Annotated in this window: 10 protein-coding genes; 9 read left to right on the forward strand and 1 reads right to left on the reverse strand. The window is 65.2% G+C overall.

Annotated features, from left to right (window positions below):
* The first annotated feature begins 69 nt into the window (after positions 1–69).
* The 7 genes from ACV22W_RS14970 (at position 70) to ACV22W_RS15000 (ending at position 7,590) form a co-directional block, all read left to right on the forward strand.
* Positions 70–540 (forward strand): F0F1 ATP synthase subunit B, encoded by a 471-nt coding sequence (locus ACV22W_RS14970; RefSeq protein ID WP_006477283.1) that lies wholly within the window; start codon positions 70–72, stop codon positions 538–540.
* A gap of 2 nt (positions 541–542) precedes the next feature.
* Positions 543–1,082, forward strand: a complete 540-nt coding sequence (locus ACV22W_RS14975; protein ID WP_014895498.1) for a F0F1 ATP synthase subunit delta — start codon at positions 543–545, stop codon at positions 1,080–1,082.
* 44 nt (positions 1,083–1,126) lie between these two features.
* The gene (atpA, locus tag ACV22W_RS14980) at positions 1,127–2,668 is read left to right on the forward strand and encodes a F0F1 ATP synthase subunit alpha (protein ID WP_014895499.1); all 1,542 of its coding nucleotides are present in this window, start codon (positions 1,127–1,129) and stop codon (positions 2,666–2,668) included.
* Between the two features lie 69 nt (positions 2,669–2,737).
* Positions 2,738–3,613 carry a F0F1 ATP synthase subunit gamma gene (gene atpG / locus ACV22W_RS14985; protein ID WP_034188170.1) on the forward strand — a complete coding sequence of 292 codons (876 nt, stop codon included), beginning with the start codon at positions 2,738–2,740 and terminating at the stop codon, positions 3,611–3,613.
* 66 nt (positions 3,614–3,679) lie between these two features.
* A complete protein-coding gene (gene atpD, locus ACV22W_RS14990; RefSeq protein WP_059531206.1) occupies positions 3,680–5,074 on the forward strand; it encodes a F0F1 ATP synthase subunit beta in 1,395 nt (464 codons plus the stop codon).
* Between the two features lie 103 nt (positions 5,075–5,177).
* Positions 5,178–5,603 carry a F0F1 ATP synthase subunit epsilon gene (locus tag ACV22W_RS14995; protein WP_006477288.1) on the forward strand — a complete coding sequence of 142 codons (426 nt, stop codon included), beginning with the start codon at positions 5,178–5,180 and terminating at the stop codon, positions 5,601–5,603.
* Positions 5,604–5,862: 259 nt separating this feature from the next.
* Positions 5,863–7,590, forward strand: coding sequence for an AMP-binding protein (locus tag ACV22W_RS15000; protein ID WP_448020149.1), 1,728 nt, complete (start codon positions 5,863–5,865; stop codon positions 7,588–7,590).
* A 677-nt stretch (positions 7,591–8,267) separates the two neighbouring features.
* On the opposite strand, the gene ACV22W_RS15005 is transcribed toward ACV22W_RS15000, so the two are convergent.
* On the reverse strand, positions 8,268–9,077 hold the full coding sequence (locus tag ACV22W_RS15005; RefSeq protein WP_448020151.1) for a transporter substrate-binding domain-containing protein: 810 nt from the start codon (positions 9,075–9,077) through the stop codon (positions 8,268–8,270).
* A 149-nt stretch (positions 9,078–9,226) separates the two neighbouring features.
* Between ACV22W_RS15005 and hemE the strand changes: the two genes are divergently transcribed.
* Both hemE and ACV22W_RS15015 read left to right on the forward strand, forming a co-directional pair.
* The gene (hemE, locus tag ACV22W_RS15010) at positions 9,227–10,321 is read left to right on the forward strand and encodes a uroporphyrinogen decarboxylase (protein ID WP_279610106.1); all 1,095 of its coding nucleotides are present in this window, start codon (positions 9,227–9,229) and stop codon (positions 10,319–10,321) included.
* 448 nt (positions 10,322–10,769) lie between these two features.
* Positions 10,770–13,031: a primosomal protein N' gene (locus tag ACV22W_RS15015; RefSeq protein WP_448020152.1), complete on the forward strand. Its 2,262-nt coding sequence runs from the start codon at positions 10,770–10,772 to the stop codon at positions 13,029–13,031.
* The last annotated feature ends 103 nt before the right edge of the window (positions 13,032–13,134 follow it).

The following is a 13,134-nucleotide window of genomic DNA, read 5'->3' on the forward strand; positions in this document are numbered from 1 at the left end:
GCTGATCGAATGCAACTCGATGAGCGCCTTACCGTTTCATTTTTCCGGAATAGCAGATAAGGAAACACCGTGAATCTCAACGCAACTCTGTTTGCGCAAATGGTCGTGTTCCTGGTCCTCGCGTGGTTCACGATGAAATTCGTGTGGCCGCCGTTGATCAACGCCCTCGACGAACGTTCGAAGAAGATCGCCGACGGCCTCGCCGCCGCGGAGAAGGGCAAGGCGGAACTCGACGCAGCGCACAAGCGCGTGGACCAGGAACTCGCGCAGGCCCGCAACGACGGCCAGCAGCGCATCGCCGACGCTGAAAAGCGTGCACAGGCGGTCGCCGAGGAAATCAAGGCCAACGCCCAGGCTGAAGCCGCCCGCATCGTCGCCCAGGCGAAAGCGGAAGCAGAACAGCAAATCGTGAAGGCGCGCGAAGCGCTGCGTGGCGAAGTCGCCGCGCTGGCCGTGAAGGGCGCCGAGCAGATCCTGAAGCGCGAAGTCGATCAAACGGCCCACGCCCAACTGCTGAATCAACTGAAAGCCGAGCTCTGATCATGGCCGAACTTGCAACCATCGCCCGCCCTTACGCAGAAGCGCTGTTCCGCGTGGCCGAGGGAGGTGACATCGCCGCCTGGTCCACGCTCGTGCAAGAGCTGGCCCAGGTTGCGCGTCTGCCGGAAGTGCTGTCGGTCGCGTCGAGCCCGAAGGTGACGCGCACGCAAGTGGCCGAGCTGCTGCTTGCTGCGGTGAAGTCGCCGGTCGCGGCTGGCGCCGAAGCGAAGAACTTCGTGCAGATGCTGGTCGACAATCATCGCATCGCGCTGCTGCCGGAAATCGCCGAGCAGTTCGAGGCGCTCAAGAACGAACGCGAAGGTGCAGCCGACGCCGAAATCGTGAGCGCGTTCCCGCTGAACGGCGCGGATCTCGAAAGCCTCGTCTCTGGCCTCGAACGCAAGTTCAAGCGCAAGCTGAAGCCGACGGTCGAAGTCGATTCGTCGCTGATCGGCGGCGTGCGCGTGACGGTCGGCGACGAAGTGCTCGACACCTCGGTTCGCGCGCGCCTCGCATCGATGCAGGCTGCCTTGACCGCCTGAGCGCCACGCCGGCACGCAACAGAATTGACTATCAGGAGCGAATAATGCAACTCAATCCCTCTGAGATCAGCGAGCTGATCAAGAGCCGGATCCAGGGCCTTGAAGCGAGCGCAGACGTTCGCAACCAGGGCACCGTGATCTCCGTGACCGACGGTATCGTGCGCATCCACGGCCTGTCGGACGTGATGCAGGGCGAAATGCTCGAGTTTCCGGGCAACACGTTCGGCCTCGCGCTGAACCTCGAGCGCGACTCGGTCGGCGCGGTGATTCTCGGCGAATACGAACACATCTCGGAAGGCGACATCGTCAAGACGACGGGCCGCATTCTGGAAGTCCCGGTCGGTCCGGAACTCGTCGGCCGCGTGGTCGACGCGCTCGGCAACCCGATCGACGGCAAGGGCCCGGTCAACGCGAAGCTGACCGACGCGATCGAAAAGATCGCCCCGGGCGTGATCTGGCGTAAGTCGGTGTCGCAGCCGGTGCAGACGGGCATCAAGTCGATCGACGCGATGGTGCCGATCGGCCGTGGCCAGCGTGAGCTGATCATCGGCGACCGTCAGTGCGGCAAGACCGCGGTGGCGCTCGACGCGATCATCAACCAGAAGGGCAAGGACCTGATCTGTATCTACGTCGCGATCGGCCAGAAGGCTTCGTCGATCATGAACGTGGTTCGCAAGCTCGAAGAAACGGGCGCGATGGAATACACGATCGTCGTCGCCGCTTCGGCTTCGGATTCGGCAGCGATGCAGTACCTCGCACCGTACGCCGGCTGCACGATGGGCGAATACTTCCGCGACCGCGGCCAGGACGCGCTGATCATCTATGACGACTTGACCAAGCAAGCCTGGGCATACCGTCAGATCTCGCTGCTGCTGCGCCGCCCGCCGGGCCGTGAGGCATATCCGGGTGACGTGTTCTATCTGCACTCGCGTCTGCTCGAGCGTGCTGCTCGCGTGTCGGAAGAGTACGTCGAGAAGTTCACGAACGGCGAAGTGAAGGGCAAGAGCGGCTCGCTGACGGCACTGCCGGTCATCGAAACGCAGGCTGGCGACGTGACCGCGTTCGTTCCGACGAACGTGATCTCGATTACCGACGGCCAGATCTTCCTGGAAACCGACCTGTTCAACGCAGGCATCCGCCCGGCAATCAACGCCGGCGTGTCGGTGTCGCGAGTCGGTGGCGCCGCTCAGACGAAGGTCGTGAAGAAGCTGTCGGGCGGTATCCGTACCGACCTCGCGCAGTACCGTGAACTGGCCGCATTCGCGCAGTTCGCATCGGACCTCGACGAAGCGACCCGCAAGCAGCTCGAGCGCGGCCGCCGCGTGACGGAACTGCTGAAGCAGCCGCAGTACCAGCCGCTGCAGGTGTGGGAACTGGCCGTGTCGCTGTACGCCGCGAACAACGGCTACCTCGACGATCTCGACGTCAAGCAAGTGCTGTCGTTCGAGAAGGGCCTGCGCGACAACCTGAAGACCAGCCACGCTGACCTCATCAAGCGCATCGAAGACACCAAGGATCTCTCGAAGGACGACGAAGGCGCACTGCGCTCGGCGATCGAATCCTTCAAGAAGTCCGGTGCCTATTGATCCGCGAGTGACACACTGAGGCCGCGCGGGTGCTGATGCGCCCGCGCCGCTTCGGTCAAGGAGCAAGCTATGGCTGGAATGAAGGAAATTCGCGGCAAGATCAAGAGCGTGCAGAACACGCGCAAGATCACGAAGGCGATGGAGATGGTGGCCGCATCGAAGATGCGTCGCGCGCAGGAACGCATGCGCGCCGCTCGTCCGTATGCAGACAAGGTCCGTGCCATCGCCGCGCACATGAGCCGCGCGAACCCGGAGTACCGCCACCCGTTCATGGTGGCAAACGACGGCGCGAAGACGGCCGGCATCATCCTCGTCACGACGGACAAGGGTCTTTGCGGCGGTCTGAACACCAACGTGCTGCGTGCGACGGTGCAGAAGTTCAAGGAGCTGGAAGAGAAGGGCCAGAAGGTCGAAGCCACCGCGATCGGCGGCAAGGGCCTCGGGTTCCTGAACCGCTTCGGCGCGAAGGTGATGTCGCAGGTCGTGCACCTCGGCGACACCCCGCATCTGGACAAGCTGATCGGCGCCGTGAAGACGCAGCTCGATCTGTACTCGGAAGGCAAGCTGTCGGCGGTTTATATCGCTTACACGCGCTTCGTCAACACGATGAAGCAGGAAGCCGTGATCGAGCAGCTGCTGCCGCTGTCGTCGGAACACTTCGAGGCCGATGACGGTACGCCGGCCACGTCGTGGGACTACATCTACGAGCCGGACGCGCAGGCAGTCGTCGACGAACTGCTCGTGCGTTACGTCGAGGCGCTGGTGTACCAGGCCGTCGCGGAGAACATGGCGTCCGAGCAATCGGCGCGGATGGTCGCGATGAAGGCCGCGTCCGACAACGCGAAGACGGTGATCAGCGAACTGCAGCTCGTGTACAACAAGAGCCGCCAGGCCGCGATTACGAAAGAACTGTCGGAGATCGTCGGCGGCGCAGCCGCTGTTTAAGCGCGCGCCCGGGACGACAACTGCGCCTTTGCGCGAGTAAAGAATCAGGTATTTAAAGGAAAAGCGATGAGTACTGCTGCTTTGGTAGAAGGCAAGATCGTACAGTGCATCGGCGCCGTTATCGACGTGGAATTCCCGCGCGACAGCATGCCGAAGATCTACGACGCGCTCATTCTCGATGGCTCGGAACTGACGCTCGAAGTCCAGCAGCAGCTGGGCGACGGCGTGGTCCGTACCATTTGTCTGGGTGCATCCGACGGCCTGCGCCGCGGCCTGACCGTGAAGAACACGAGCAAGCCGATTTCGGTGCCGGTCGGCAAGCCGACCCTCGGCCGGATCATGGACGTCCTCGGCCGTCCGATCGATGAAGCCGGCCCGATCGAAAGCGAACACACGCGTTCGATCCACCAGAAGGCTCCGGCGTTCGACGAACTGTCGCCGTCGACCGAACTGCTCGAAACGGGTATCAAGGTCATCGACCTGATCTGCCCGTTCGCGAAGGGCGGCAAGGTTGGCCTGTTCGGCGGTGCTGGCGTGGGCAAGACCGTCAACATGATGGAGCTCATCAACAACATCGCGAAGGAACACGGCGGTTACTCCGTGTTCGCGGGTGTGGGCGAGCGTACCCGTGAAGGGAACGACTTCTACCACGAAATGAAGGACTCGAACGTTCTCGACAAGGTCGCGCTGGTGTACGGCCAGATGAACGAGCCGCCGGGCAACCGTCTGCGCGTCGCGCTGACCGGCCTGACGATGGCCGAGCACTTCCGTGACGAAGGCCTCGACGTGCTGTTCTTCGTCGACAACATCTACCGTTTCACGCTGGCCGGTACCGAAGTGTCGGCACTGCTCGGCCGTATGCCGTCGGCAGTGGGCTATCAGCCGACGCTGGCTGAAGAAATGGGCAAGCTGCAGGAACGCATCACGTCGACCAAGAAGGGCTCGATTACGTCGGTTCAGGCCGTGTACGTCCCTGCGGACGACTTGACCGACCCGTCGCCGGCAACCACCTTCGGCCACTTGGACGCAACCGTCGTTCTGTCGCGTGACATCGCTTCGCTGGGTATCTACCCGGCGGTCGACCCGCTCGACTCGACGTCGCGCCAGATCGACCCGAACGTGATCGGTGAAGAGCACTACTCGATCACCCGTCGCGTTCAGCAGACGCTGCAGCGCTACAAGGAACTGCGCGACATCATCGCGATTCTGGGCATGGACGAACTGTCGCCGGAAGACAAGCTGTCGGTCGCGCGCGCTCGTAAGATCCAGCGTTTCCTGTCGCAGCCGTTCCACGTCGCTGAAGTGTTCACGGGCTCGCCGGGCAAGTACGTGCCGCTGAAGGAAACGATCCGTGGCTTCAAGATGATCGTCGACGGCGAGTGCGACCACCTGCCGGAACAGGCGTTCTACATGGTCGGCACGATCGACGAAGCCTTCGAGAAGGCCAAGAAGATCCAGTAAAGGTCGGGTGTAACGCAGCGGGCGCCGTGCGTTCGTGGAGGATGTCTCGATGGCATCCTTTCACGGACGGGCGCCCACGTAATACGCTCAACCAGGAGTCGATATGGCAACCATCAAAGTAGACGTCGTCAGCGCGGAAGAGCAGATCTTCTCGGGCGAGGCGAAATTCGTCGCGCTGCCGGGCGAAACGGGTGAACTGGGTATTCTGCCGGGTCACACGCCGCTGATCACGCGGATTCGTCCGGGTGCGGTGCGCATCGAAGTCGAGGGCGGCAACGACGAATTCGTGTTCGTCGCAGGCGGCATTCTCGAAGTGCAGCCGGGCGCCGTGACGGTGCTCGCCGATACCGCGATCCGCGGCAAGGACCTCGACGCGGCGAAAGCCGAGGAAGCACGCAAGCGTGCCGAGGAAACGCTGCAGAACGCGAAGTCGGACCTCGACCTCGCAAAGGCGCAATCCGAGCTCGCGACCGCAATGGCGCAGCTCGAAGCGATCCAGCGTCTGGCGAAGATTCGCAGCCGGCACTGAGCCGCGCGCGCGTATCCCGCGAAAGAAAGCAGCCTTCGGGCTGCTTTTTTTTCGTCCGTCGTTTTCGTCTGTTTTTTTGCGGGCCGGATCGTATCGTCCGGTCGTGCTATTTCATCCGCACACCGGGATTTGATGTCAGAGTGTCGTCAGCAGAGCGCGGCATCATCCGGGCAGAGGCAGTCCGCCGCGATCGTGGCGGAGCAGGCGCGCGCGTCAGCCGCGTGCCGGGCCGATCAGACAAAAACGGACGGAGACATCGATGGCAGCAGACCTTGGCAAGGGGGCGCTGATCGCGCCCGAAAACGGACTGTCGTACGTGCGCGGCGCGACCGACATGCCGCTATCCGAAGCGACGATCGGCCGGTTCCTGCTCGACACGGCGGGCCGCTTTCCCGATCGTCCGGCCGTCGTGTTCCGCGAGCAGGGCATTCGCTGGGACTGGCGCACGTTCGCGCACGAGATCGACGTGCTCGCGGCGGGCCTCGCCGGGCTCGGGATCGTGAAGGGCGATTGCGTCGGCATCTGGTCGCCGAACCGCAGCGAATGGCTGCTCACACAGTTCGCGACCGCGCGCATCGGCGCGGTCCTCGTCAACATCAACCCGGCCTACCGGCTCGCGGAACTCGAATACGCGCTGAACAAGGTCGGCTGCAAGGCCGTGATCGCGGCCGAGCGCTTCAAGACGTCCGCATACGTCGAGATGCTGCAGACCATCGCGCCGGAACTCGCGAGCGCGACGCCGGGCGACCTGCATGCGGCGCGCGTGCCGAGCCTGCGCACGGTCGTGTCGATGGGCGAGGTCGCGCCGGCCGGCATGTTCCGCTTCGCGGACGTGATGGCGCGCGGCCGCGACACGCTCGATGTCGCGCGGCTCGACGCGATCGGCGCGACACTGGCGGCCACCGATCCGATCAACATCCAGTTCACGAGCGGCACGACCGGCAGCCCGAAGGGTGCGACGCTCACGCACCGCAACGTCGTCAACAACGCGCGCTCGATCGCGATGGCGATGCGCTTCACCGAGCAGGATTCGCTCTGCATCCCGGTGCCGCTGTATCACTGCTTCGGGATGGTGCTGGCCGTGCTCGCGTGCGTGTCGAAGGGCGCGGCGATGGTGTTTCCCGGCGAGGCGTTCGATCCGGTCGCGACGCTCGCGGCCGTCGCCGGCGAGCGCTGTACCGCGCTGCACGGCGTGCCGACGATGTTCATCGCGGAGCTCGATCATCCGGACTTCGCGAAGTTCGACCTGTCGACGTTGCGCACCGGGATCATGGCCGGCTCGCCGTGCCCGATCGAGACGATGAAGCGCGTCGTGTCGCAGATGCATTTGTCCGAGATCACGATCGCGTACGGGATGACGGAGACGAGCCCCGTGTCGTTCCAGAGCTCGACCGACGACCCGCTCGAAAAGCGCACGACGACGGTCGGCCGCATCCAGCCGCACCTGGAGGTGAAGATCGTCGACCCGAGCGGCGAGATCGTGCCGGTCGGCGCGACCGGCGAGCTGTGCACGAAGGGCTATTCGGTGATGCTCGGCTATTGGGACGACGACGCGAAGACACGCGAGGTGCTGGTCGACGGCTGGATGCATACGGGCGACCTCGCGACGCTCGACGCCGACGGCTACTGCAACATCGTCGGCCGGCTGAAGGACATGGTGATCCGCGGCGGCGAGAACGTGTATCCGCGCGAGGTCGAGGAATTCCTGTTCAGGCATCCGAAGATTCAGAGCGCGCAGGTGTTCGGCGTGCCCGACGCGAAATACGGCGAGGAGCTGTGCGCGTGGATCGTGCTGCGCGCGGACGAGCAGATGACCGAGGACGACGTGCGCGCATTCTGCAGCGGCCAGATCGCGCACTACAAGATTCCGCGCTACATTCGCTTCGTCGACGAGCTGCCGATGACGGTGACGGGCAAGGTGCAGAAGTTCGTGATGCGCGAACGGATGATCGACGAACTGAAGCTCGACGTGCAGAAGACCGCTTGAAACGACAGAGCGGCCTGCGGGCCGTTGCGTTTTCGATGGACGAAAAAAAGCGGGCTTATTAGCCCGCTAAAAACCACACGCTACGGGGTTAGCGCGAGGAGACCAAAGATGAAACCGAGTCCGGCGGGGGCCGGAAACGACTCCAACAGGGATGCCCCTCGGAAGGGCTTCGGTACGTGACCGACTGGCTCGCAGCGCTTCGCGTCCGCTCACACTTGGCACACGAGACCGCATCCGTGTTGAAACCGTTGAGGCCATTGTGGGCGAATTAACGACCCCTCGCGGTAACAAAGTGTTTCAGGTTGTAACGCCCGCCAGATAAGGCTTTCCGGGATTTTTTGCTGTTTTCGGGGTCCTGAAAAAGGTCATATTTACTCATCTTTTCCGCAGAGTTTTCATCGGGTGCGCGTAATGCGTTTTTCATGCGTTTCGGCGTCGATGAATTGCCGATTTACACGCCGGAATGTGCATCGCGCGGAAGATATCGCATATGACGAATCATTCGTCGGAAAGATTTTGAAACGCGATTGGGGCGCGCGATAGTCGGCTAGTCGGCCGGTTTTCGCGATTTCACGCTGGCCGGGCACGACACCGATGTGTAACGGCGGTGCGCCCGGCCGGCGGCAATAACGGGGTCTCTGCCGGTTATCGACCGCTTGTTCCGCGAGCGCTCATGCTCACTTCAGCCACTTGTCGGAGATCGCCTGGTATTCGCCGGACGACAGCGCCAGGTGCAGCCACTGGTCGACGTACTGCTGGAACACGACGTCGCCGCGCGGCACCATGTAAGCCTTTTCGCCGAACTGGAACGGCTTGTCCGGATGCACGGAGCACAGGCCCGGATTCAGCTTTTGCTGCAGCAGCGTCTCGGACGCATCCGTCACCATGACGTCCGCCTTGCCCGCGAGGATCTGCTTGAAGATCGTCACGTTGTCCGGATAGACGCTCAGGTTCGCATGCGCGAAGAACTGCTTCGCGAAGCGCTCGTTGGTGCCGCCCGGGTTCACGATCACGCGGGTCTCGGGCCGGTCGATCTGCGCGACGGTCTGGTACTTGTCGGCGTCCGCGCAGCGCACGATCGGCGTCTTGCCGTCGACCACGTACGGCTGCGTGAAGAACACGCGCTTCTGGCGCTCGAGTGTCGTCGACACGCCGCCCACCGCGATATCGCACTTCGCGACGAAGTCGTTGGTGAGGTTCGACCAGGTCGTCTTCACGAAGTCGGCCTTCACGCCGAGCGATTTCGCGAGCGACTCGGCCATGTCGATGTCGATGCCCTCGAAACGGCCGTCCGTCCGGTGGTACGAATACGGCTTGTAGTCGCCTGTCGTGCACACGCGCAGCGTGCCGCGTGCGACCACGTCGTCGAGCCGCGAGCCGACGGCTGCGGCGGTCGGGGCAGCCGTCGTGGTCGTACCCTGCGCGTGCACGGCGGCGCAGCAAAGCATGGCAGCGGTGAGCGCGGCCAGCGTGGCGAACGTCTTCATTGGTCTCCTCCTTCGTTTGGTTCGATATCAGCGTCCGATCATAACGGAGCCATCGCGCGCGTCATATGGCCGCCATCGCATCGGCATACGCGGCCGTGCGGCCGCGCTCCGGTAAAATGCCGCTTTGCCTTCGCATCGTCGCTCCTACCGTGGCCCATACCCTGCTCAACGACACCTTCCTGCGTGCGCTTCTGCGCGAGCCGACCGACTACACGCCGATCTGGCTGATGCGTCAGGCCGGCCGCTATCTGCCCGAATACAACGCGACGCGCGCGCGCGCCGGCAGCTTCCTCGGCCTCGCGAAGAATCCCGACTACGCGACCGAAGTGACGCTGCAGCCGCTCGAGCGCTTCCCGCTCGACGCCGCGATCCTGTTCTCGGACATCCTGACGATCCCCGACGCGATGGGGCTCGGCCTCGACTTCCAGGTCGGCGAAGGGCCGAAGTTCGCGCATCCGGTGCGCACCGAGGCCGACGTCGCGAAGCTCGCGGTGCCGGACATCGAGGAGACGCTCGGCTACGTGACGGGCGCCGTGCGCGAGATCCGCCGCGCGCTGACCGACGGCCAGGGCCGCCAGCGCGTGCCGCTGATCGGCTTTTCGGGCAGCCCGTGGACGCTCGCGTGCTACATGGTCGAAGGCGGCGGGTCGGACGATTTCCGCACCGTGAAGTCGATGGCGTACTCGCGCCCCGACCTGATGCACCGGATCCTCGACGTGAACGCGCAGGCCGTGGCCGCTTACCTGAACGCGCAGATCGAAGCCGGTGCGCAGGCCGTGATGATTTTCGATACGTGGGGCGGCGCGCTGGCGGACGGCGCATACCAGCGCTTCTCGCTGGACTACATCCGTCGCGTGGTCGCGCAGCTGAAGCGCGAGCACGACGGCGAGCGCGTGCCGGTGATCACGTTCACGAAGGGCGGCGGGCTGTGGCTCGAGGAAATCGCGGCGACCGGCGTCGACGCGGTCGGCCTCGACTGGACCGTCAATCTCGGCGCCGCGCGCGAACGCGTCGCCGGGCGCGTCGCCCTGCAGGGCAACCTCGACCCGACGATCCTGTTCGCGCCGCCGGCGGTGGTGCGCGAGCAGGCGCGTGCGGTGCTCGACAGCTACGGCAATCATCCGGGTCACGTATTCAACCTCGGTCACGGCATTTCGCAGTTCACGTCGCCCGACCACGTCGCCGAACTCGTCGACGAAGTGCACACCCACAGCCGCAAGATCCGTAGCGGAGCGGCGGGCTGAGCGCAAGCGCTGTCATGCTGCACTGCGGGGTGACGGCGTTTCGCTGTCGGCGCTAAACAGGGCGCAACCCCGCACTGGTTGCCGATTCAAGGCTTGTCAAGACTTGACTTATACACATTTTCCACGTTGCAGCGCGGTAGAGCCCTGTATCGGTCGAATTGTCTCGCTATGGTTCCGTAATTTGAATAGCAGCCTTATGGAATAAGGCTCCGCGGGGCGCGGCCGACGGTGGCCGAAAACAGCGCAAAGCGCGGCCCCGCGCGCTTCGCGGCTGTTGAACGGCGAGTTCTCAACAAAGTTATCCACAGGCTGGTCAGGGTATACGGCGATTCCTAATGCGAATCCAAAACTTAGCGCCGAATCTGAAGTTTTACTTTAAGTTCGCCAGCGGGGCGCGGACTTGGGTGCAAGTCGTCGGTGCGTCTCGTGCTGTCGCCGGAGCGCGCTGATGGACGGCACCTACCTCAGGGTCGCCCTCGACCATCCGCTCGCTACCCTGTTCGACTACCGCTGCGACGTTCGGCCGGCGCCCGAGCCCGGCACCTTGGTGCAGGTGCCATTCGGCAAGCGGCAGGTGGTCGGCCTCGTCTGCGAAGTGACGACTCACACCGACGTGCCGCCGTCCCGGCTGCGCGCGATCGATGCGATTTGTACCGAACTGCCGCCGCTCGCGCCGGACTGGCTCGCGCTGGTGTCGTTCGCGGCCGACTATTACCAGCGCGGTCGCGGTGAAGTTGCGCTGCCGGCGTTGCCGCAGGCGCTGCGCGATGCGGAGCGCTGGGGCCGGCTGCTGGCACCCGAGGTGCGCCACCGGTTGACCGAAGCCGGCCGGGCGGCGCTGCCCGACGCACTGCCGGCGCGCGGGGCCGCGCTGCGGCGGCTCGCGCAGGCGCTCGCCGACACCGACTCGATGACGTTGCCCGATGCGCGTGCGTTGCATCCGAAGGCGGCCGCCACGCTCGACGACTGGGCGGCGCGCGGCTGGGTCGCCGTCGAGGAAATCGGCTGGGCCGACGCGCCTGTGCCCAAAGCTGTGGATAACCTGTCGACATCCAGTGGACGAACTGTGCCGCCGGCGCTCACCGACCAGCAGGCGGAGGCGCTCGACGCGATCCGCGCCGCGCAGGGTTTCGCGCCATTCCTGCTGCATGGCGTGACCGGGAGCGGCAAGACCGAGGTTTATCTGCATGCGCTCGCCGCGCTGCTCGATGCGCGGCCCGACGCGCAGGCGCTTGTGCTCGTGCCCGAAATCAACCTGACGCCGCAATTCGAGGCCGCGTTCCGCGCGCGCTTCGCGGGCACGCTCGCCGACGACGCTATCGTCACGCTGCACAGCGGGCTCGCCGAGGGCGAGCGGGCGCGCAACTGGCTCGCCGCGCACACGGGCCGCGCGCGGATCGTGCTCGGCACGCGGCTCGCGGTGCTTGCTTCGCTGCCGACGCTCGCACTGATCGTCGTCGACGAGGAACACGAGCCCGCGTACAAGCAGCAGGAAGGGCTGCGCTATTCGGCACGCGATCTTGCCGTGTGGCGCGCGAAGCATCTCGGCATCCCGGTCGTGCTCGGCTCGGCGACGCCGTCGCTCGAGAGCTGGTGGCAGGCCGATCAGGGCCGCTACACGCGGCTCACGCTGTCGCGCCGGGCGGTGGCCGACGCGACGCTGCCGACCGTGCGGCTGATCGACCTCGAAGAGGAGCGGCGGCGCGGGCGCGCGTCGATGGGCGGGCTGTCGGGGCCGCTCGTCGCGGCGTTGAAGGCACGGCTCGAGCGCGGCGAACAGAGCCTCGTGTTCCTGAACCGGCGCGGTTACGCGCCGCAGCTCGCGTGCGACGCGTGCGGCTGGGTCGCCGGTTGCCCGCGCTGCAGCGCCTACGTCGTGCTGCACAAGCCCGAGCATGCGCTGCGCTGCCATCACTGCGGCTGGGAAGCGCGCATTCCGCGGTCGTGCCCGGAATGCGGGAACGTCGATATCGCGCCGCTCGGGCGCGGCACGCAGCGTATCGAGGAGGCGCTCGCCGAGGCCGTGCCGGGCGCACGGATACTGCGGATCGACGCGGACAGCACACGCCGCAAGGGCAGCGCGCAGGCGCTGTTCTCGGACGTGCACGCCGGTGAAGTCGACATCCTGGTCGGCACGCAGATGATCGCGAAGGGGCATGACTTCCAGCGCGTATCGCTCGTCGGCGTGCTCAATGCAGACACCGCGCTGTTCTCGCACGACTTCCGTGCGAGCGAGCGGCTGTTCGCGCAGCTGATGCAGGTGAGCGGCCGCGCGGGGCGCGCCGGGTTGCCCGGCGAGGTGCTCGTGCAGACGCGTTACCCGCGTCACGCGCTGTATCACGCGCTCGGCCGGCAGGATTACGTCGGCTTCGCGAATTCGACGCTCGGCGAGCGCCGCGACGCGCACCTGCCGCCGTTCGTCTATCAGGCGCTGCTGCGCGCCGAAGGACGCACGCTCGACGCGGCGCTCGCGTTCCTGCTGCAGGCCGCGGCCGCGTTGCCGGGGCTGCCGGGCGCCGATCGCGTGACCGTCTACGACGCGGTGCCGATGACGATCGTCAAGGTCGCGAACGTCCACCGCGCGCAATTGCTGCTCGAAAGTGCATCGCGGGCGGCACTGCAGCATGCGCTGCGCGCATGGCAGCCGGAACTGCGCGCGCTGAAGGGCGTGCTGCGGTGGAGCGTCGAGGTCGATCCGCTGGATATCTGAGCGGCGCGCGCGGCTGCCGGGCCGCATGCCGATACGGAGCCGGCCGGAACCGCCGACCTGCGGACCTGCGGACCCGCCGATTTGCGGAGCTGCGCGATCCTCC

The organism is Burkholderia sp. AW49-1 (assembly GCF_053427845.1).

Coding starts and splice junctions, on each gene's coding strand:
- atpG (WP_034188170.1), top strand. CDS start 2,738: ATGGCTGGAATGAAGGAAATTCGCGGCAAGATCAAGAGCGTGCAGAAC.
- ACV22W_RS15015 (WP_448020152.1), top strand. CDS start 10,770: ATGGACGGCACCTACCTCAGGGTCGCCCTCGACCATCCGCTCGCTACC.
- ACV22W_RS15000 (WP_448020149.1), top strand. CDS start 5,863: ATGGCAGCAGACCTTGGCAAGGGGGCGCTGATCGCGCCCGAAAACGGA.
- ACV22W_RS14995 (WP_006477288.1), top strand. CDS start 5,178: ATGGCAACCATCAAAGTAGACGTCGTCAGCGCGGAAGAGCAGATCTTC.
- atpA (WP_014895499.1), top strand. CDS start 1,127: ATGCAACTCAATCCCTCTGAGATCAGCGAGCTGATCAAGAGCCGGATC.
- ACV22W_RS14975 (WP_014895498.1), top strand. CDS start 543: ATGGCCGAACTTGCAACCATCGCCCGCCCTTACGCAGAAGCGCTGTTC.
- ACV22W_RS15005 (WP_448020151.1), bottom strand. CDS start 9,077: ATGAAGACGTTCGCCACGCTGGCCGCGCTCACCGCTGCCATGCTTTGC.
- atpD (WP_059531206.1), top strand. CDS start 3,680: ATGAGTACTGCTGCTTTGGTAGAAGGCAAGATCGTACAGTGCATCGGC.